Source organism: Fictibacillus arsenicus (genome assembly GCF_001999465.1).
GTDB classification, from domain to species: domain Bacteria; phylum Bacillota; class Bacilli; order Bacillales; family Fictibacillaceae; genus Fictibacillus; species Fictibacillus arsenicus.
The window spans coordinates 222738-242964 of the sequence record NZ_MQMF01000003.1 but is presented as its reverse complement, the minus strand read 5'-3'; the positions used below and the strand labels follow the sequence as shown (position 1 = coordinate 242964).

The 20227-nt window shown below is 35.4% G+C and carries 19 protein-coding genes; 14 read left to right on the top strand and 5 right to left on the bottom strand.

Features of this window, described 5'->3' with window-relative positions; all coding sequences use genetic code 11:
• The first annotated feature begins 132 nt into the window (after nt 1-132).
• Together UN64_RS22005 and UN64_RS15200 are read left to right on the top strand one after the other, a co-directional pair.
• Complete coding sequence (locus UN64_RS22005) at nt 133-270, top strand: hypothetical protein (protein ID WP_425590120.1); 138 nt, start codon at nt 133-135, stop codon at nt 268-270.
• A 31-nt stretch (nt 271-301) separates the two neighbouring features.
• Nucleotides 302-766, top strand: a complete 465-nt coding sequence (locus UN64_RS15200; protein ID WP_077364270.1) for an aminoacyl-tRNA deacylase — start codon at nt 302-304, stop codon at nt 764-766.
• A gap of 240 nt (nt 767-1006) precedes the next feature.
• Here the strand turns inward: UN64_RS15200 and UN64_RS15195 are convergent, their stop codons facing one another.
• Together UN64_RS15195 and UN64_RS15190 are read right to left on the bottom strand one after the other, a co-directional pair.
• Nucleotides 1007-2110, bottom strand: a complete 1104-nt coding sequence (locus tag UN64_RS15195) for an AbrB family transcriptional regulator (RefSeq protein WP_077364268.1) — start codon at nt 2108-2110, stop codon at nt 1007-1009.
• Nucleotides 2111-2195: 85 nt separating this feature from the next.
• On the bottom strand, nt 2196-2834 hold the full coding sequence (locus tag UN64_RS15190) for a YczE/YyaS/YitT family protein (protein ID WP_077364266.1): 639 nt from the start codon (nt 2832-2834) through the stop codon (nt 2196-2198).
• Between the two features lie 156 nt (nt 2835-2990).
• Between UN64_RS15190 and aac(6') the strand changes: the two genes are divergently transcribed.
• Nucleotides 2991-3434, top strand: coding sequence for an aminoglycoside 6'-N-acetyltransferase (aac(6'), locus tag UN64_RS15185; RefSeq protein WP_077364264.1), 444 nt, complete (start codon nt 2991-2993; stop codon nt 3432-3434).
• On the opposite strand, the gene UN64_RS15180 is transcribed toward aac(6'), so the two are convergent.
• A complete protein-coding gene (locus tag UN64_RS15180; RefSeq protein WP_077364262.1) occupies nt 3431-3706 on the bottom strand; it encodes a hypothetical protein in 276 nt (91 codons plus the stop codon). The two genes, aac(6') and UN64_RS15180, sit on opposite strands and share 4 nt — an antisense overlap.
• Nucleotides 3707-3967: 261 nt before the next feature.
• Between UN64_RS15180 and galT the strand changes: the two genes are divergently transcribed.
• The 9 genes from galT (at nt 3968) to UN64_RS15135 (ending at nt 12670) form a co-directional block, all read left to right on the top strand.
• On the top strand, nt 3968-4954 hold the full coding sequence (galT, locus tag UN64_RS15175) for a galactose-1-phosphate uridylyltransferase (protein WP_077364260.1): 987 nt from the start codon (nt 3968-3970) through the stop codon (nt 4952-4954).
• A 126-nt stretch (nt 4955-5080) separates the two neighbouring features.
• Nucleotides 5081-6757 (top strand): DUF6044 family protein, encoded by a 1677-nt coding sequence (locus tag UN64_RS15170; RefSeq protein ID WP_077364258.1) that lies wholly within the window; start codon nt 5081-5083, stop codon nt 6755-6757.
• Between the two features lie 19 nt (nt 6758-6776).
• Nucleotides 6777-7814, top strand: a complete 1038-nt coding sequence (locus tag UN64_RS15165; protein WP_077364256.1) for a glycosyltransferase family 2 protein — start codon at nt 6777-6779, stop codon at nt 7812-7814.
• Nucleotides 7768-8202: a GtrA family protein gene (locus UN64_RS15160; RefSeq protein ID WP_245802050.1), complete on the top strand. Its 435-nt coding sequence runs from the start codon at nt 7768-7770 to the stop codon at nt 8200-8202. Before UN64_RS15165 ends, UN64_RS15160 begins: the two co-directional genes overlap by 47 nt.
• A gap of 11 nt (nt 8203-8213) precedes the next feature.
• Nucleotides 8214-8789, top strand: a complete 576-nt coding sequence (locus UN64_RS15155) for a DUF2238 domain-containing protein (RefSeq protein WP_077364254.1) — start codon at nt 8214-8216, stop codon at nt 8787-8789.
• Nucleotides 8790-8977: 188 nt separating this feature from the next.
• The gene (locus tag UN64_RS15150) at nt 8978-9913 is read left to right on the top strand and encodes a DUF6454 family protein (RefSeq protein WP_077364251.1); all 936 of its coding nucleotides are present in this window, start codon (nt 8978-8980) and stop codon (nt 9911-9913) included.
• A 128-nt stretch (nt 9914-10041) separates the two neighbouring features.
• A complete protein-coding gene (locus UN64_RS15145; RefSeq protein ID WP_077364249.1) occupies nt 10042-10806 on the top strand; it encodes a MerR family transcriptional regulator in 765 nt (254 codons plus the stop codon).
• Between the two features lie 113 nt (nt 10807-10919).
• The gene (locus UN64_RS15140; protein WP_077364247.1) at nt 10920-12107 is read left to right on the top strand and encodes an alanyl-tRNA editing protein; all 1188 of its coding nucleotides are present in this window, start codon (nt 10920-10922) and stop codon (nt 12105-12107) included.
• A 35-nt stretch (nt 12108-12142) separates the two neighbouring features.
• Nucleotides 12143-12670 (top strand): P-loop nucleotide/nucleoside kinase family protein, encoded by a 528-nt coding sequence (locus tag UN64_RS15135; RefSeq protein ID WP_077364245.1) that lies wholly within the window; start codon nt 12143-12145, stop codon nt 12668-12670.
• 103 nt (nt 12671-12773) lie between these two features.
• On the opposite strand, the gene UN64_RS15130 is transcribed toward UN64_RS15135, so the two are convergent.
• Both UN64_RS15130 and UN64_RS15125 read right to left on the bottom strand, forming a co-directional pair.
• Complete coding sequence (locus UN64_RS15130) at nt 12774-14177, bottom strand: hypothetical protein (RefSeq protein WP_077364243.1); 1404 nt, start codon at nt 14175-14177, stop codon at nt 12774-12776.
• A 234-nt stretch (nt 14178-14411) separates the two neighbouring features.
• Nucleotides 14412-15434 (bottom strand): acyltransferase, encoded by a 1023-nt coding sequence (locus UN64_RS15125; RefSeq protein ID WP_077364241.1) that lies wholly within the window; start codon nt 15432-15434, stop codon nt 14412-14414.
• A gap of 223 nt (nt 15435-15657) precedes the next feature.
• On the opposite strand from UN64_RS15125, the gene UN64_RS15120 reads away from it, so the two are divergent.
• Both UN64_RS15120 and UN64_RS15115 read left to right on the top strand, forming a co-directional pair.
• Nucleotides 15658-18960 (top strand): hypothetical protein, encoded by a 3303-nt coding sequence (locus UN64_RS15120; protein ID WP_077364239.1) that lies wholly within the window; start codon nt 15658-15660, stop codon nt 18958-18960.
• Nucleotides 18961-19041: 81 nt separating this feature from the next.
• Complete coding sequence (locus UN64_RS15115) at nt 19042-19878, top strand: nucleotidyltransferase domain-containing protein (RefSeq protein ID WP_077364237.1); 837 nt, start codon at nt 19042-19044, stop codon at nt 19876-19878.
• Nucleotides 19879-20227: the final 349 nt, after the last annotated feature.

The following is a 20227-nucleotide window of genomic DNA, read 5'->3' as shown; positions in this document are numbered from 1 at the left end:
CGAGCAATTGGAACTGTCATATCTGCTTATACGAATACACCTAATAAATACTTTACGATACATTCCTTGACGATCTTGATTTAATCGGGAATGCTCTTCAAGCTATAGGAAATGTATTAACATTCAAATTTATTGCAGGCTGCAGGAAACGCATTACAGGGGCTTGAAGGAAAATATGAACTGCCTAATGGTGACCTCGAATACAGTCAGTCTTTAATTTTAGCAGGAAGCTGGATTCACGCAGTTGGGGCAGTACTTTCAATATTTTAATAACTGATCGAAAAAAGAAAGGAAATTAAAAATGGAAGAGTATGAAAATATAATGAAAACATACATAGAAGAAAACAATCTATCAGCAGAGCATTATCGTTTATCAGAGTCTTGTCATTCAGTTGAAGAAGCCGCACAAGCAATAAAAGCTTCTTCAGATGAGTTTGTAAAAAACATTTGTCTAATCGACGAAAATAATCGATTAATTCTCGCAATTGTAAAAGGGAAAGATCGAGCCAGCACAACCCTTGTGGGGAAAGTATTAAATATCTCTAGACCAAGGTTAGCTAATGAAAGAGAAATTTTAGAGTATACTGGATTTCCTATAGGAGGGGTTCCATCTTTTGGATACAAAGCTGTATTTTTAGTGGACCCTAGAGTAACAGAACAGTCCTATATCTATACTGGAGGAGGATCTGCGCATGCTCTCATAAAAGTAAGTGTGGAAGAGATGCTGAAAATTAATGAGGGAAGAGTAGTAAGAATTAGAAAGTAAATAATTCACTAACCAAAGGGGCTGTCCCAAAAGTAAGGTAAACTTACTTTTGGCAGCCCCTAATTTTTTATTTTTGTCAAAATAAAAAATAAATAAAATCGCCAAATTTTCGTTATCTAATCGAGTTTATTAGATAACCTACTATTTTATAATGATGTACGTTATCTAAAATAAAATGAGGCATAACTAAAAAGTTTTTATACTTTTTAGTCAGCCTCTTTTATTTAATAAAGTGAAATATTATTCATTTTTGAAATCCCTTTTTTTCAAACTGAGTCCTAAGATTAATTTTAATAGGGGAGGTACTGCAAAGAATATGAATAGAATTCTAAATAATTGATATCCCGTAATCATTGATACATCTGCTTCTAATTCATGTCCTATAATCCCCATTTGATCCGCGCCGCCAGGGGCAAGGCTTAGGAAACTTGTTATGGCTGAAAATTGATACTGCCATACAAGCAAAAAGCTCAATCCTAATGAAATAGACACTAAAATTAAACTGCTAAATAGGGCTACAGGAATAATTTTTGCTTTATGTTTTAATTTATCAGGTTTTAGTAATAAACCTATATAACCTCCAATCATAAATTGAGAGATATCCAGAACTGCAGAGGGAAGAGGCGGTCCTTGAACACCTGATACATTCAAAAAAGCGATTCCTAGAATAGGTCCTAATAAAAAAGCTGTTGGCAGATTGATCTTTTTTCCTATAAGAGAAATTATCACAGAAAATATCGCAAATAGAATGATTTGCGGAAAAAACTCCTGCTGTATATCATTGCTGATAGCTTGTGGAGCAATTTCCAATCCTTCTTTAGAAAACAGGGGGCTGAAAATAAGAAAGGGAACAAAAAAGATAATCATAATAACTCTGATTACTTGAAAGAATGTAACTGTAGTAATATCAATTCCTTTTGTTTCTTCCGCAAATGTTATGATTTGCGATAAACCTCCAGGAATACTGCTAGTCAGAGCGGTAGGGAAATTAATATCGGTAATACGTGAAATAAAAAAAGCCATTCCGGTACATATCAATATAAGGAAAAACGTCATAAATGCCATCGATGGAAGTTTTGATATCATCGTTAAAAGAGTATCGCGTGTAAATGTAAGACCGATTGAATAACCGACAATAATTAACCCTGTATTTCGGATATATATTGGCCAGTGCAGCTTGACAATTCCTAGATTTGAAACTATTAATACTGCTGTCATTGGTCCCAAAAGCCAAGGGATAGGTAATTTAAAAATGTAAAAAACGAATCCGCCAATTAAAGCTGACAATAGAGCTATAGATATTTGGAGAAGTGGATTAGTTTTATAATCTGATATACTCTTCATCACAAAACCTTCTTTTGTTACTATTGTTTTTATGTTTGCTTACTATAGTGTAGCACAGTAACTTCGTGAACTGTAAGGGATATACTCAGCTGGCTGCTTTCTTATTATCCTTTATTGTTTCTAGCAAATTATCAATCCATCTTGAACAAAACTGAAAGGAACGCTGAAAGATAGGGCTCTGAATAAATGTATAGATGAATGTGAAAATGAAGACAGGTCCACCGATTAATAATCCAACTATTAGTACAAAACATTCCATCATAATTCTGACTCTGCTGATAGAAATGCCCGTTTTCTCCGATATTGACAGCATGAAACCATCCCTGGGTCCTGCTCCTATTCCAGCAGCAGAATACATACCACCGCCTATCCCCATCAAAACAATGCCCATAAATAATATAAGTACATCAAAAGAAAGTCGAGATGAACTAGGAAGTATTTCAAAATATAGAAAAGTATCTACCAATACACCAACTAAAACAGCATTTAAAAAAGTACCCACGTTTATGTATTTTCTATTTATCTTTAATGTTATTGAGATCAGAACAAGTCCTATAATAATGTTCCAAGTGCCAATCGTTAATCCGAACTTATCAAATAAAGCGATATTAAGAACATCCCATGGGCTAACCCCTAAATATTTCACTTGTATAGCTAATGCAATTCCATAGCTGAAGATGCATAACCCAATTACAAAAAAGAAAATCCTAATTCCATATCTCATCTGCTAATCCCTCTTTTCCATAATTCAGTCTATAAATTAATTAGACTATAAAGGAAAGAAATATAAAAAGAAACTTTAAAAGATTTATTATTTTGAGAAGGATTTATCCGCATTTGTCGAATCATAAGAGATAAATAAATAATTTGAGGGGTGCACATGGAATCCATAGTTGAAGCAAGTGAACAATATTTAGATCGGGTAACAGAAATGGGTATAGATCTTTGGCCTAATAATGATTTTGATGAGTTAAAAAAGGAGTTTTCAGATCTTATTTATTCATCGAAGGATATGGTTTTCTTATACATAATAAATGAAAAACCCTCTGCTTTTATTCATATTTCCATTAGGAGTGATTATGTAGAAGGCTCAGATTCAAGTCCAACAGGTTTTGTTGAAGGTATATACGTGTCACCTAATTTAAGAAGAAGAGGAATCTCCAAAAAACTCTTAGATAAAGGAGAAACATGGCTTAAGAGTAAAGGATGTATTCAAATTGGATCAGATATTGAACTAAATAATGAGACGAGCTATTTGTTTCATACTCAAGTTGGATTTAAGGAAGCCAACCGGCTGATTGCATTTATTAAGGATATTAATTAGTGAATAATGAATAATAAAGAGGGCAGCCACATGGAAAGAAACACAATAAACAGCCCGGCGGTAATAAGCAGGAAGACGTTCAGCCTAAACTTACTCTTTTTATGAGAATAAAGCAGTTTCCAGGTTCCCAAAAAGATAAGCACGAGTCCGCTTAGAAAGATAAACAAAGAAATAATCCCGCTTGCTTTTAAAACTTGACTGCCTGCTGATATAGCAGATACAGCAAATAAAAGAATGAAGATCTTGGGATTAACTCTACTTTTCACCTTCATATTAGTCCCTCCAACAAGACATGAGAAATTAGCTCTCATGTTTTTTTACATCACGACCATTCTACTTCCGTATAAATCTGAAAAGAAGTGTATAAGTACCTATTGAGCCTGGATAAAGGCTATACTCTTCAAATATTTAAATCATTCATGTTCTTCAATTGACTTTAATAAAATCAATTAAAGACCAATATGTTATAACCCTTTACTTTAATGGACCACTCTTGTATTACATCATAAGTATTACTTCTGGGGGTGAATTGAATGGCTGAACTTCGCTATAATCCGCTTTTGGACAGCTGGGTAATGGTATCTGCAAAGAGACAATTTAGACCTTATTTACCAAAAGACCATTGCCCTTTCTGTCCAGGGTCAGGAAAAGTTCCTGAAGACTATGATGTTCATGTTTTTCAAAATGATTATCCTGTACTAAGAGCAGAACCTTCAGAACCTGACGATGTAGGAGGAAACTTGTATCAGACAAGAGAAGCTGCAGGCAGCTGTGAGGTTATTCTTTATTCTTCAGATCATCATGCTACGCTCCCCGATCTTACAAGATCACAAATGAAGCGGATAATCGATCTTTGGACAAAAACTTTTGACAAATTAGATAAGGATGAAAAGCACCAATATGTAATGATTTTTGAGAACAGAGGAGAAGAAGTAGGAGTAACGATTACCCATCCACACGGTCAAGTATATGCCTATCCATTTATTCCTCAAAAAGTGAAGATCGAATTAGATAATTGTAAAAAGTACTTACAAAAAACTGGAAGAAATATGTTTGATGACATAATTAAAGAAGAGAAACGCTTTGACCAAAGAGTAGTTTTAGAGAATGATTATTTTATTGCATTTATTCCTTTTTTTACTGATACTCCTTTTGGTCTTTTTATTGTAAGTAAGGAAAATAAAACGGCACTGACGGATTTTACTGAAGAGGAAAAGAACGCTTTAGGAGATATTCTTCAAGAAGTGATAGGCGGCATGGACCACTTATTTAATTGTACATTTCCATTTATGATGGGTATCCACGGAAGACCAAGCAACTCAGAAAATGTTGAAAGCTATTATCGTTTTCACATCGAGTTTTATTCTCCAATGCAAACAAAGGAAAAATTAAAACTAAATGCAGCTTCTGAAACTGCGGGCTGGGCAGTGGCTCTTCCAACAAGAGCAGAAGACAATGCTGTATTACTGAGGAAAGCCATTCAAGTATTTTGGAATAATGGCGGAATAAAAAATAATTAATGTACAGCAATCATTCAGTTTGGGCACTTATTTAAGTGTCTTTTTTTATTGGCCACAAATAGGGTATACAATATTTTTTTTATGTTAAACCTGAATACGACTCTATTTTAGTGATGGGGTGTCCATATGTCATTTAAAAATATTGTTTCAAATGAACAAAAGCTGCTGTACATTGCGCTAACCATTATTCTTCTTTATTTGTCACCACTATTTATTTTAGGAGAAAATGCACATATTCGTGTTCATGATAACCTTGATTCAAATCTCGCCTGGTATAAAGTTTTAAAAGAAAGCGGGCAGATGTTTGGCGGGGTAAATTCAACTATTCCTCAGATTATTAATGGACTTCCCCGGAATGCACTTGGAACAGAATTTAGCGGTATTGTCTGGCTTCATGCAATATTCCCGACCATGATCGCTTATGCGATAAGCCAAAGTATAACAAGGTTTTTTGCTTTTGCAGGCATGTATTTATTATTGAAAAAACATTTCTTACACGAGAAAAAGTATGCAGTGATCACGATTGGTACTGCCCTCGCTTTTGCTCTCACTCCATTTTGGCCATCCGGAATGCTAAGCACACTTGGTATGCCATTAGCATTATGGGCATTCTTAAATATTCGGAAAGGGGAAAAAGGGTGGAAGAACTACTTAGTTCTTGGTCTTTTGCCCCTTTATTCGAGTTTTGTTTTAGGCTTTTTCTTCTTTTTATTTGCAATGGGTATTTTTTGGCTTACAGATGTACTGCGTAAAAAGGGCTGGAACTGGCCGTTCTTTTTTTCAATCTTGTTTATGACTTTCGTATTTATGTTAGTCGAATATCGATTAGTGTACTCGTTTATTTATGATGACGAACCGAATACAAGAGACGAGTATTTTCATGCAAGATTGCCATTTTGGTGGGTCACTAGGCTTACATTTAAGAACTTTGTACTTGGCCATACTCATGTCATGACTGTACATGGTTTGTTTGTTTTGCTGGTTACCATACTTGCTTTCATTGTTGTCATTTGGAAAAGGCTATGGCAGAAGGAAAAAGTTTTCGTTTTCTTGTTAGGACTAAATTTTGCACTATCAGCATGGTATGCGTTTTGGTTCTATAAAGGCTGGCTTCCATTAACCGAAAGATTTCATTTTATGGATACATTTAATTTTGCGCGGTTTCACTTTTTACGTCCGATAGCGATCTATATGGGCTTTGCTTTAGGTCTGAAAATTATTTGGGAAAATAGAACACTTAAAAATATAATACCGTATTTTATCTTAGGACAGATTGTATTGTTATGTTTGTTTAACGACGAGTTTATTTATCGTAAAAAACCTACAGTAAAAGAATTTTATGCTGAAGAACTCTTCCAAGACATTGAAAAATACATTAACCGTCCACTGGATAGATATAGAGTCGCAAGCATAGGAATACATCCGGCCATCGCACAATACAACGGATTTTACACTCTGGATACCTATAACAATTTCTATCCATTAACATACAAATACGCATTTCGGGAAATAATGGATAAAGAATTAGCAAAAAATAAGCGGCTGCGCACTTACTATGATGAGTGGGGAGGACGCTGTTACATATTTACAGACCAGTTAGGCAAGCATTATATGTTCAAAAAGAACTCCAGTGAAACGTTAAAGAACCTGCAGCTTAATATAGAGCCTTTCAAACAGCTTGGGGGAGAATATATTTTTTCAGCGCTACCTATAGAAAATGCTGCTGAAATAAAACTGGAGTTAGAAAACGTTTTTGAATCCGATACGGCCGCATGGAAAATCTATTTATATAAAGCAATGTAAACAGCCAGGAGGTACTTTCATGAAACAGCCAGCTTTAACAATTGTTGTTCCTTGCTACAACGAGGAAGAAGTCTTGCCAATTACGATAGATGCCCTTAATGTTCTGCTTAAAAGAATGATATCGGAGGAACTGATTTCCGATGATAGCAAGCTGTTATTTGTAGATGATGGCAGCAAGGATCAAACATGGGCCATTATTCATAAAGAAGGTTTAAGAAATGATAATGTCAGGGGTTTAAAGTTAGCAGGAAATGTAGGACATCAAAACGCCTTGCTTGCTGGACTTTTTACAGCAAAGGAAACTTCAGACTGTGTTTTATCAATTGATGCTGATCTACAAGACGACATTTCAGTAATACCTCAATTTATTGAGCACTTCAATAAGGGCTGTGATATTGTCTATGGCGTTCGAAAAAAGCGAGACTGCGATACATTTTTCAAACGTAATACAGCTGAATTTTTTTATAAATTCATGAACAAGATGGGGGTAAATCTTGTTTATAATCATGCAGATTTTCGTTTGATGAGTAAAAGAGCTTTAATTGAATTGGAAAAGTTTGAGGAAGTAAATTTGTTCTTAAGAGGTATTGTTCCACTTATCGGATATAAGTCTGCTTCTGTCTACTATGAACGTAAAGAAAGACCGGCTGGAGAAACAAAGTACCCGCTTAAAAAAATGCTTTATTTTGCCTTTGACGGCATTACTTCATTTTCTGTAACTCCTATTCGTTTTGTCCTTCTGACAGGATTAGTTTCTTTTTTTGTAAGCTTGTTGTTTGGTGTCTATTTCTTAGCCTTAAAGTTTATCGGAAATACGGAAACCGGGTGGACATCCCTTATTACATCTATTTGGCTGATTGGAGGACTTCAGCTAATTGGCATCGGATTAATTGGCGAATATATCGGTAAAATTTATAAAGAATCAAAGAGGAGACCTAAATATATTGTTGAAACTGACTCAAATCATCTTTCAAAGCCCATTCAACTAAAAAATACTCAGAGAGTTAAAGATGAATCATATAATCTCAACCTTCGAAAACTTCCTGAAACCAACTAATACTTTTTTGAAGTTTGTCATTGTTGGAATAATAAATACGTGTATCGGGCTTTTCGTTATCTTTATTTTATTGAACCTATTTCATATTGGTTATTGGGCATCAACTTTTATAGGCAATGCAACAGGTGCTGCTATTAGTTATATCTTGAATCGAAAATTCACATTTCAAAGTAAAACTTCAGTTGGCGGCAGCTGTTTACGGTTTTTGGCAGTCATTCTGATTTCTTATTTAGCAGCATATAGCCTGAGTGATCAAATTATAAACACTGCATATCAGCATACAGCTCTTAAAATTCTTACTGATAAAGAAGCGTCTGTTTTATTGGGTTCTTGTTTATATACTTTCGCTAATTATTTCGGACAAAAATACTTTGTTTTTACCCGTTGAGGTGACCAAACATGAAACGAAAATTCCTGCTAATTTTAAGTGTTGCATATACCGTTTTTATGGCATACCTTTGTTTTTACTATTTCACAAAAGGTGAAACCCATAGCTATCAAGTAGCTTTTGGCGGTATTTTCTGCGGACTTGTACCCTTAAGTTTAATTCTTTTCACAAAGATAAAATTTAATATGCCCATTATGATTTCTTATTTCGCCTTTCTATTTGCCTCACAATATTTAGGATCGATCTTAGGTTTTTATCATCTTGGCTGGTGGGATACGTTTTTACATCTTTTAAGCGGAGCTCTATTGGCATTTGTCGGAATAGCACTCTATGAACGTATGACACACCAGCATGCAAGGAGTGATATTTCTTATTGGCTTGTATTTCTTTTTGTTCTGTCCTTTTCAGTTTTTGGCGGGGTCGTATGGGAAATCTACGAGTTCAGTATGGATCAGTTCTTTTCGATGACCTTACAGGGCGGAGGAAATTTCGATACGATGATTGACCTTATTGCCGATACTGCCGGAGGGTTGCTAATTGCTATAATAGCATCTTTAAGAACAAAAAGAAGGTTTAAAATGACTTAATAATATAACTTATCGTTTTGCCATTGCTTAAATCTGCAATGGTTTTTTAATGTTCAAATGCTTAAAACAAATAAGGAATGTAATTAATCTTTTACAAACCTAAAATGCTCCTTTTACTTTAGCTTAATAACCATTTAGTAAGGTAAAGATGAAACATACAGAGTTATAAGCATATGAGGAGGATAATAATGAAAAAAATCATGCTCACACTAGCAGCTGCTGCCACTATTGGCTCAGTTACCACGGTATATGCAAATCCAGATGTTCTTCAATTAAGTTCAAACGGTAAACAATTTGAAGAAAGATTTAAGCAGCTTTCCCGTGATACAGCATGGGAAGAAAAAGAAAAGGTTAATTTACAGTTTAACACCTACCATCCACAAGGCATGACAAAAATAGGGAACTTATTCTACATGTCTTCTGTTGAAATTATTGAAAAACCTGTGAAATACGAGCAGCCTCGTAATGGTTATGACCGCACTCCAGGGAAAGGGATTGGACACCTTTTTGTTTTCAATAACGAAGGGAAGCTTTTAAAAGATATTGAGCTTGGTGAAGGGAATATGTACCATCCTGGAGGCATTGCTTCCGATGGAGAGTCAATTTGGGTATCTGTTGCCGAATATCGACCAGACAGTGAATCCATCATTTATAAAGTGGATCCCAAAACGATGAAATCAAAGGAAATGTTTAGAACAAATGATCACATTGGTGGAATACTGCGCGACGGCAAGAAAGGAAACCTTAAGGCTGTAAGCTGGGGCTCAAGAACTTTTTACGAGTTTGATCAAAATGGGAAAGTAGTAAGCAAATCCAAGAATCCAAGTCACTTTATTGATTACCAGGATTGTGAGGATGCCGGAAAAGAAAATATGATTTGCAGCGGAATCACTGAACTTCCGCAGAGCGGAACTAATTCTGAAAAATATGAATTAGGGGGATTAGCTTTATTAAATAAGAAAACAATGAGAATTGAACACGAACTTCCAATCTCGCTATTTTCTGATCAAGGACACACCGCTACACGTAATCCTGTTTATGTAGAAAATAGAGATCAAGCGTTTCAGTTATATGCTGTACCTGATGATGATAAGTCATCAATGCTTGTTTATGAATCAAAATAAATACATTAAAGAATTATAGAAAAACACTTTGGAAAACTTCAAAGTGTTTTTTTATAATATTTAAACAAAAAACCATTGACCTTCACGCACCGTAAAGGTTTAAAGTAAAATTGTCAGGAGGTGAGCACATGGAATATACAATACAAAAGCTAGGCTTGCTGGCTGGAGTCAGCACCCGTACATTGCGTTATTATGATGAGATTGGGATTCTTAAGCCGGCAAGAATCAACTCATCTGGATATCGCATCTATGGGCAGACAGAAGTCGATAAACTCCAGCAAATTCTATTTTACAAGGAACTCGGGCTCCAGTTAGTCAAAATAAGAGAAATAGTAAGCTCTTCTTCTTTTGATGCTGCAACTGCTCTAAGTGAACACCGTGAACAGCTCCTCGACAAACGATTACAGTTAGATAGATTAATCGCCAATGTGGAAAAAACGATTGCTTCTAACGAAGGGAGGATTACGATGACAGACAAAGAAAAATTTGAAGGCTTCAAACAAAAAATGGTAGAAGATAATGAAAACAAATTCGGTAAAGAAATTCGTGAGAAATATGGAGACGATGCGGTAAACAAATCTAACCAAAAAGTTTTAAACATGACTCAAAGTGAACATGATGAAGTAACTAAGCTTAGTGAAGAGCTGCATACTACATTAGCCGAAGCATTTAAAACTGGAGATCCTACTGGTGAGCTTGCTCAAAAAGCAGCTGCTATGCACAAGCGATGGCTGACTTATTATTGGAATGAATACAGCAAGGAGACACATGCTGGTCTTGCCCAAATGTATGTGGATGACGAAAAATTTACTGCCTATTATGATAAAGAGCAGTCAGGAACAGCAGAATTTCTAAGAGATGCTATCTACATTTACACAGGCGTGAAGCAGTAAATGAAATTGGGAATGTATTAGTTAAAAGGGATAACCTTGGTTATCTCTTTTTTTATTTTATCATCGAGATAGTTTACACTGATTAAAGAGACTTTGAAGGGAATGGCCTAATCATGACGAAAAAAATATACTACTCTTCACCATATACAACAGAATGGGAAACAATCTTTAAGAAGTCATTTACAAAAGAAGATAAATATTTTGTGGTCTTAGATGAAACAGCTTTTTATCCAACGGGTGGCGGGCAGCCTCACGATACGGGAACGATAAACGGTATTGAGGTTCTAGATATTTTCAATGATGAAACTGGTGAAGTTGTCCATATGATAGAAAGACTTCCCGAAACAACACAAGCTTTCTGTTCATTGAACTGGAGAAGAAGGTTTGAACACATGCAGCATCACAGTGGACAGCATCTATTGTCAGCAGTATGCTACACACTTTATAACGCAAAAACTGTGAGTTTTCACCTTGGTCAAGATTATGCAACGATTGATCTTGATTTATCTGAACTTAATCCCTCACAAATGGAGAAAATTGAACAAACCGCGAATGAGGAAATATATCATAATAGATCTATACATACTTATTATGTAACGAGTGAGGAATTAGCTAAACTGCCTCTCCTAAAAATGCCAAAAGTAACAGAGAATATTCGAATAGTAGAGATTGAAGGCATAGAGTACAATGCATGTGGCGGAACTCACGTTTTAAGAACCGGCGAGATTGGAATTATCAAGTTAATTAAAGCAGAAAAACAAAAAGGAATGATAAGGCTCTATTTCAAATGTGGTTTACGGGCACTTCAAGATCTCAATGAAGGGCAGCAGATTTTAGGTAAGATAGCGGCAAAATTTAATACGGGACGTTATGAAGTAATGGGCAGGATTGAAAAGTGGGAAGAAGAAAAGAAGAAGTTGGAATCAGAACTTGCAAAAGTCAAAGAAGAAAAAAATGCTTACGTTGCAAAAGAACTCCTTTTAAAGAAAGAAGGAGATTTTCTTTTTCATGTTTTTGATGACAAGTCGTTTGATGAATTAAAAAACCTCGCCATAATAATGGCACATGACCATAATTTGTTTATACTATTTGCTTCAACGTTGGAAAATAAGGCAGTTGTAGTTCATAACGGAACTAAAAATGTTCCATGCGGAAAGTTTCTAAAAGAACACATGGGATCATTTAATGGAAAAGGCGGAGGCAACGATAAATCTGCACAAGCCGGTTTTCCAACTTTAGAAGATACTTTGAATTTTTTGGATTTTAGCCGGCGGGAATTATTAAAGAAAATAAAAAATTAAACAAAAATGGTGTACAGCTGGAGGTTGGTAATCAAATGTTTGAAAAGTTTAATTTTGACATACTTTATCGTGAACGAGATTATATCACCCCTCTAGTAGTAATGATGTGTGGTGTAGCTGGTTCTGGTAAAACTACATTCGCACAACAATTAGAAAAAGAAGGTTTTATTCGTCTTTCTATTGATGAAGAAATATGGGCTACTAATGGTCGTTATGGGATTGATTTCCCGATTGAAAAGATAGACAAATATAAGAAAGAAGCAGAAAGTAAATTGTGCAATCGTTTAGTAAAGTTAATTCAAGATAAAAAACAGGTGGTAATTGACTTCAGTTTTTGGAATCGCGTAAGAAGGAACAAATATAAACAACTTATTGAAAAGTCAGGCGGTAAATGGAAACTAATTTATTTAAAAGTTCATCCTGATGATTTGCGTAAACGGCTGAAAATACGAAATAAACGTTTTGATGCAAATGCCTTCCCAATAACAGAAGAACTTTTAACTTCCTACCTTAATGGTTTTGAAGTACCAAAAGGGGAAGGAGAAATTGTGATTGAAAATTAGGCTTATCAAATAATTAATGGGATGAGAAAAAGACCAAACAAGAATCTGGTCTTTTTTCTCTTCCAAAAGAGAATCCTTTAAGTTAATTGGCAACCTTTATTTATCATATTAAAAATATCGCAACAATGGTTGTAACGACTAAGCCGATTGTAACAGGCTTCAGGTTTCTTCTTGCAAGCTCAAATGGATCTACACCGCATATTGCGGCTGCAGGAATTAATGCCCATGGCACCAAAGTTCCTCCGCCAACCCAAATTGCTGCAATCTGTCCTAATGCTGTTAAAGTTGCAGCACCAGCTCCGATTGCTGTGCCAAAGATATTAGCTACAGAGCCAGCTAATGAAATACCCGAAAAACCTGACCCATCCAGTCCAGTAATTGCACCGACTGCTGTTAATGTAACAGCTCCAATCTCTTTACTTAATGGAACAACAGAAGCAAGCGCTAAGCCTAGATCGTTAACAATACCATGTGAAGTTTTCGGTAGGACTTCACCTATTATTTTTGTGAAACCAGAATCACCTAAATAAAAGAATGCAGCGATGGGTATTACAGGGCCGAAGACTTTGAAACCAAATTGAAAACCGTCAATCATGTAGGAAGTTGTCTTTTCGAGTCCCTTATTTTTATGGCTGACCATTGTAATTAGTATAAGGATAAAAACAGATGTTCCGCCAATTAATGCTGTCGCATCACCACCTTGAAGCTTTAGAATGGACATTGCAGCTACATCAAGTGCGAACATAACTGGGATAAATAGAGCGAAGAATTTTTTCTGACGATCAGATAAAAGATTCTTTTTTTGATCAGACCCAAGTTCTTTTACTGATTCATCTGTCACTCCAGTTGCCGCTGTAAGTTTCCCCGTTTTCATATCCCGTCTTAAAAAATAAAAGGCAGCGACTGTTGTAACTAACCCCATTACAAAAACAAGCGGAATGCTGGCACTGATTACCTCGTTTACTGGAAGTCCCGCTGCATCAGCTGTTAATTTAGGAGCTGCTTGAATGATAAAATCACCCGATAAAGCTATACCATGCCCAAATAGGTTCATAGCCATCGCTACTCCAAGTGCAGGCAGACCTACTCGAATGGCTACAGGAAGAAGAACTGCACCCATGAGCGCAACTGCGGGCGAAGGCCAGAAAAACCACGAGATTACCATCATTAAAATCCCGATCGTCCAATAAGCAAGTGCAGGAGTGCGAATCAACTTAGAAAATGGCGAGATCATTACATCGTTAATACCTGTTGTAGTTAAAGTTCTGCTCATAGCAACAATAATAGATATAACAAGTATTGTTGGAAGAAGCTCTGTAATAGCATAAATAAAACTATTAAAAATACTGCTGATCGAACCGCTTAACGAACCTGTTGCTGCTATAGCAATTAAGAAAATACCTACAATGCAAATTAGAGTCGTATCACGCCTTTTAACCATAAAACCAATGATTAAGCCTATAAACACAACATAAATCCAATGAAGCGCTGTTAGTTCAACGCCCATTTAAATACCTCCCCTTTGAATGGGTAATTAGCCCTTTCGTAATGTAATACAGAATATGTTGGGAAGGGGAAGTGGTGAGAGCGTTTAAAAAAGCTTATTAATGATTGAGACTGTAAAAAGCTTTCGTTAGATTGGCGACTCGTGAATAAATGGTAAAAACTTTTGGATTTAAGGCTGAAATTTTTGGATAGGAGCAACAAACCTTTGGATTCAGACTCTCAGCTTCTTGATTTATTATTCTTTTAATTCCTTTTTAACGATCTGAAGAGAATGATAGGTGTAATAAGAAATAATAAAAATAAGAAAGGTATAGAATAAGTTCCAGATTAAATTCTCTGATAGCAGCTGTTTAATATCTAAATATTTTAATACGTTATTAAACAGGTCCAAGAAAAACACATGGATAATATAAATGCCAAGCGCATTACCGCCAACTTTTGTAATCCACACTCCTTTACCAATCTTTTTATTATTCAGAGCAAAGAAGAATAGAAAAGCAGTAACAAGAATCGTTGAAAAAAAGTATTCACCATGGCTGCCATCTAACACTTTATCTAACAAATATCCTTCCATCACTTGAATGACCGTACAGATAATCGCTAAACCGAGATAGGTTATCCCGCTTATTTTCCTTAGTTTTTTCAAATGTATATTAATTGAGAAAACCACTCCTAATGTTGTATAAAACAAACCAAAGAAAAGAGCATCGCGTGTAGTGCTGACAGGCAATTCAAAGAACATCGTATATGCCTGCCCTAAAAGACCAAATAAGTTTAAAACAATACTTAGGACAAACAAAACACCTATTTTTTTAAATTTAATGAATAAGTAAACAATGATGGTGCTCCAAATTAACGCCGTTAGGAACCAAAGCTGATACCCGCTAGTTCCTTTGCCATAATAAAATAAATTTAATAACGTAAATTTATCAAAGTATTTATTAAGATCTTCCAGATTATCATTGCCTTTTAGAAGTATCAGAAGAACATCATATATAGCATAAAAGACCAGCCAGACGAGATAGATTTTCGTCAGCTTCATGATATAGCTTTTTAAATATAAAAAGGATGACTCCTTTTGTATCATTTTCTGTGCAAAGAAATAACCTGAAGCAGCAAAGAAAAAGGGTACAGCGAACCTGGCGATATTATCAATAATAAAATAGCCTGTAAAACCATCTAACGGAAAAATATGAATAATTACGACTGCCAATATGGCAAAAAACTTAATAAAGTCTATTGAATAAATGCGATCCATCCATTTAATTCCTCCTACTACTTACGGTGAACTTTATCATTATTCACCAAACCTCCTATCTTCAAAATCCTCACAGTTATAAAAATAGTAAATAGTGACACATTTTAGCAGTTACTGTAAAATAATGACTATCATATTTTTATAAATTCTAAGAGATAACGACTGTTATCTCTTTTCTTTTTCATACATACATTCAACAAAGGGGTTATAAGGGGGATACATAATGGATGAGCCTAGATTTATCAGGGATTTAAATGCGCTGAAAAAAGGCGGATATATCAAAGAAAAAGACTACCTGACAGTAGTGGATGGATATCGTAGATATGCAGATGATCTAAAAATAAAGGAAACTTTAATAAAAGCTGAACCGATAAATCATAAACCCGTTCAGCCAAAACCAGTAAAACCAGTTGTTAAGCCAAAAACTAAAGTTGAATTAACACCTGAGCAGAAAAGAGAAAAGAACATAACTTCATTAATGGCAGCTGGTGTTATCCTCCTATTGTTAGGCGGATTAACACTTGCAACAAGTAATTGGGAAGTATTCAGTTCACTTACTAAAACAATGCTTGTAGGCGGAATCGCTATTTTATTTGGAGGTTTGGGAGCACTTTCGGAAAAAGTGCTAAAGATAAGAAAAACAGCTTTTACTTTTTTTGTTTTGTTTGCATTGTTCATTCCGATTACAATTTTGTCTGCTGGATATTTTGAGTTGTTTGGCAGCTGGCTTAGTTTTTACGGAGAAGGAAGATATGTTCTAGGAGTCCTCACAACCGTATTATGTGTTCCGGTCTATTTTGGATTCGGCCGCTATTTTCATTCAAAACTGTTTAGCTGGATTACTTTTATTGCGAGTTCGATAGGATACGCTTATGTATTATTAGCTATTGGCCTTACAAAGCATGCCTTCTATTTTGCTTACGCTTTTGGTAATGTCGGATTTATCGCACTTTATCACATGAACCGATCGAAACAGCAAATTGTATTTATCAAGACACTGCCAGTCTTTATTCAAGCAAACTTGATTTTATCGACTGTATTAATTCTTGTTTTATTCAATAATCAGCTTTACCAAAGCTTTAATATTATCCTGACAGCTATTCTTTATTTAGCAATGAGAATGGTTAATCAGAGGAAAGAATACGAATTTATATTCATTGGATTCATTTCGTATGGACTGTTTCAGCTAATACAAAATTCTTTCCTATTAGATTACAGCCTATTATTGGTCGTCATGATCCCGATTGTTTTACTATTTGTAGGCAAGTTTTCGGATAATCATCTAACCAATTACTATCAATTGGCAAATGCAGCAATATCGGTACTTGCATTCATTTTTATTACCGTTAACGGAGTTTTGTTATCCATTGGTGACGGCAGCATTTGGCTCTTTTTAGGGTACTTAGTTCTTTCCGGAAACTTTATTTATTTAAGCTATCATACTGCATTTTCTTTCTTTAAATACTTAGCACCTTTTTATGTAATTTGTACATTTATGGAATTGTATCATTTGATAGAGAGTTCTTTAAGTGAATACTGGGGGTTAGCAATTGGAATATCCTCTGCTTTAACATATGGAGTAGGGCAGTTCCTCAAACCACTGCAAAGATCTAGCCTGATCGTCGGAGGGGGAGGTATACTTCTAAGTTTTCTATTTACCTCTTTAATTCAACTTTATTTACAGACAGCTATTATATCCTTGCTTTTGGTAGGTTTGGCACTGCGCCATTTCTTTATCGAAAGTGGTCAAAAGAAAAGAATTTCAGCTTGGTTAACTTCTGTGTTTCTATTTAGTTCAGTATTTTATGCAGGAATGGAATTTTTGCAGGAGTCTAAGCTTTCTTTATCGATCGGATTAGGGAGTATCATATTGCTTGGTTTGTACATTTGGAAAAAAAATCATGTAATACTTTCTGAAGTTTTTATTTCTGTTGCAGTGATTTCTGCGATTGTTAATTTCATTGTTGCACCTTTTGTTGGTAGCTTAACTTGGGTTAAATTGTCCTCTTCACTACTAATAATGGCAGCATTGTGGTTTGCTACACAGCATTTCAAAGTCAAAGCCGGTTATGCTGGTATACAGTTTGGTTTATTTTTCGCATTGCTTTATATAGCAGATTTAGCAGGACTTTCGTTAACAGATAGAAGCTCGGTTTATATTTATATAGGAATTGCTTTTCTTTTATTTGTAAGCGGCGAACTTTTTAAAGGGGTAGAAGCAAGCTGTGAATACCCGGTTAAAGCAGTTTCTCATTTTTTCTTAATATTAACAATTGGTTTTTCGGTATTGGTGTCACAAGACGTATTGCCGTTTACACTTTTAGCCATTCTTTATGGGATGTATATGATCCGAACGTTACAAGAATATGAATTTAGATTTTACTTTTATTCAGGTTTAACAATGCTCGCTGTAGCTTTTCATTATTTTATATTCGAATGGCTGCCACATGAGGGGCAAGTTATCTTTAGTGTCCTGCTCGCTGGATTATATTTCATTTTGAAACCGCATTGGAAAGACAGAATTGTTATTTATATTGTTCCGTTTTCTCTGTTCTTTCTTGGTGAATACATGCTAAGCAGAGGACTTAATCCTGCATACTTATTTTTACATGCAGGTGTTCTTATCGGATTTATCCTTTTCTATCAATCTTTGAAGGGCTATTGGAAGTATGCCACTTCTATCATTCTCGTTTATTTAATGGTCGACATAGAAGAAATGTTTATATTGTATGCGATTCAACCAGGAAACAAAGCATTGATTTGGTTTACCGCGGGATTAATCACCTCTTTGGCCGGACTGTTCTACAATAAAAAGTTACTTTCAAAAATGCCTAAGTTTTCAATGGATGTGTTTGCGGTATTTGGAGTCATTTATGTTTCTGCTGGACTTACTTTATCACAAGGATTCCTATCTACGGCGGGACTATTATTGCTCACGATCCTATTTTATCTTCACACTAGACGATTAGTAGAATTTGAAACGCTAAAGAAAGTACTGCTGACCATTTCAAGTTTGTTTGCAATGTTTGCGTATTATTCCTTTATCGATCAATTCGAGGTGCCTGGAATCATACAAGCTGAACTTAATGTTTTACCTTGGATTTTATTAAGTTATGTGATAACAAGAAAGACCTGGAACCTTTCTGATAAGATGGCAGCGTCCGTTCAATACTCTTTGCTAGGGCTTATTGCTGCTTTATTAATGATTGATGCCATGCAAAGCTATAAAGTAATGGATGCAATCATTCTTGGTACTTTGTCATTTGTGAGTATTATTTATGGTTTTATATCCAGACAAAAAAGCTATTTTTTTATAGGGATGGTTGTTCTATTATTGAACGTCTTAATTCAGACACGTCCTTATTGGGGCAATATGCCATGGTGGGTGTATCTGCTGTTAACAGGTATATTGCTTATAGGTTTTGCTAGTTTCAATGAGTTCAAGAAGCAGAAAGGAATCGAGACACCTCCGTTAAAAGAAGTTCTTTTAAAGAGATGGAATCATTGGTTTGGGGAATGGAAATAACTCGAAAGTTTATCAGAATAAAGTAATAATCAAATTAAGAAATATAAATAGATTAGTAAAAAAGGAGATGTTTTTTCATGTGTGGGATTTGGTACTAAATTGGATGAAAGAGACTTAAAGCTTCCACTAGTATTAGAAAAAATGAAGCAAGCGATCTTACGTGACTTAACGGAAGATCCAAATATATTAGCTTTCTTTTATGGTGGGTCTGTTGCTAAAGGAAATGAGGATCTATATTCAGACTTGGATCTACGTATTGTAGTGAAAGATGAACACTTTGAAAAGTATAGAAGAAACAAAAAAGAAAGAGCAAGAAGGTGGGGAGAGGTTTTATTTTACGAAGATTTCCCCTGGGCTGCCCATTCCGTTGCTCATTACACTTATTTTGTTAAAGTTGATTCCTTTTATTATAAGAAAGATGATCTAAAACCGTCTCTGTATATTAAAGAGGAAACCAAAATCATTTATGATCCTCATAAAATTGTGGGAAGAGTCGTTCAGGAGTCCCAATCAATTTCCTATCAATTAACAGAAGAAGATTTTGAGATATGGCGAGGGAAATTTTTTGCCCATATGCATGAAGTTTATAGAAGAGTAAAGAGAGATGAATTATATTACGCCTTAAGCTCTTTAGATATGATGCGGTGGTCGATTGCAGCCGGATGGGATATGGAAGCAGATAGGAACCCTAACCAAATGGGAGTTTGGTCTAAATATGAAGGGAAAAGAAGCGATTTTGGCCATGCGCAACTTTCCCTTTTGGAAAGCTGGCATAGCGACCGGAATCCCGCACGAATATTGGCTGTAATCACATTAATCATCCCAGAATTTAAGAGGCTGCATTCAAGTCTTTGCAATAAACTATCTTTAGAAGAAGATGATGCATGGGTTGATGAAATTATCAAAAAAGTCATCTGACATACGTATTCAAAGAGGATAACGAACAGCGTTATCCTCTTTTTTTATTTAGCTCTTTTCTAAAAGATTGTTGCTTTTAATTATTTTGTTCAATCCCTTCACTGACAAGTTGATTGGAGTGGAAGTTGCGTGCCTACCACATGAAAAGCTTCTTGCTAGGCATGCGACGAGGAAGCTCACATCGGTAGCACTTACTTGTAGACGCAGGAGCAAGGATACTTCCATATCGCGGTCAGGTGAGACCACTCAAAGGCGCAAAGCGGCGAGGGGGCTCACCGCACGCCCCGCGGAAAGCGAAGCAACCTGGAACGGAAATCAACTACTTACAAGAGCAACAAAGTTTGCGAAA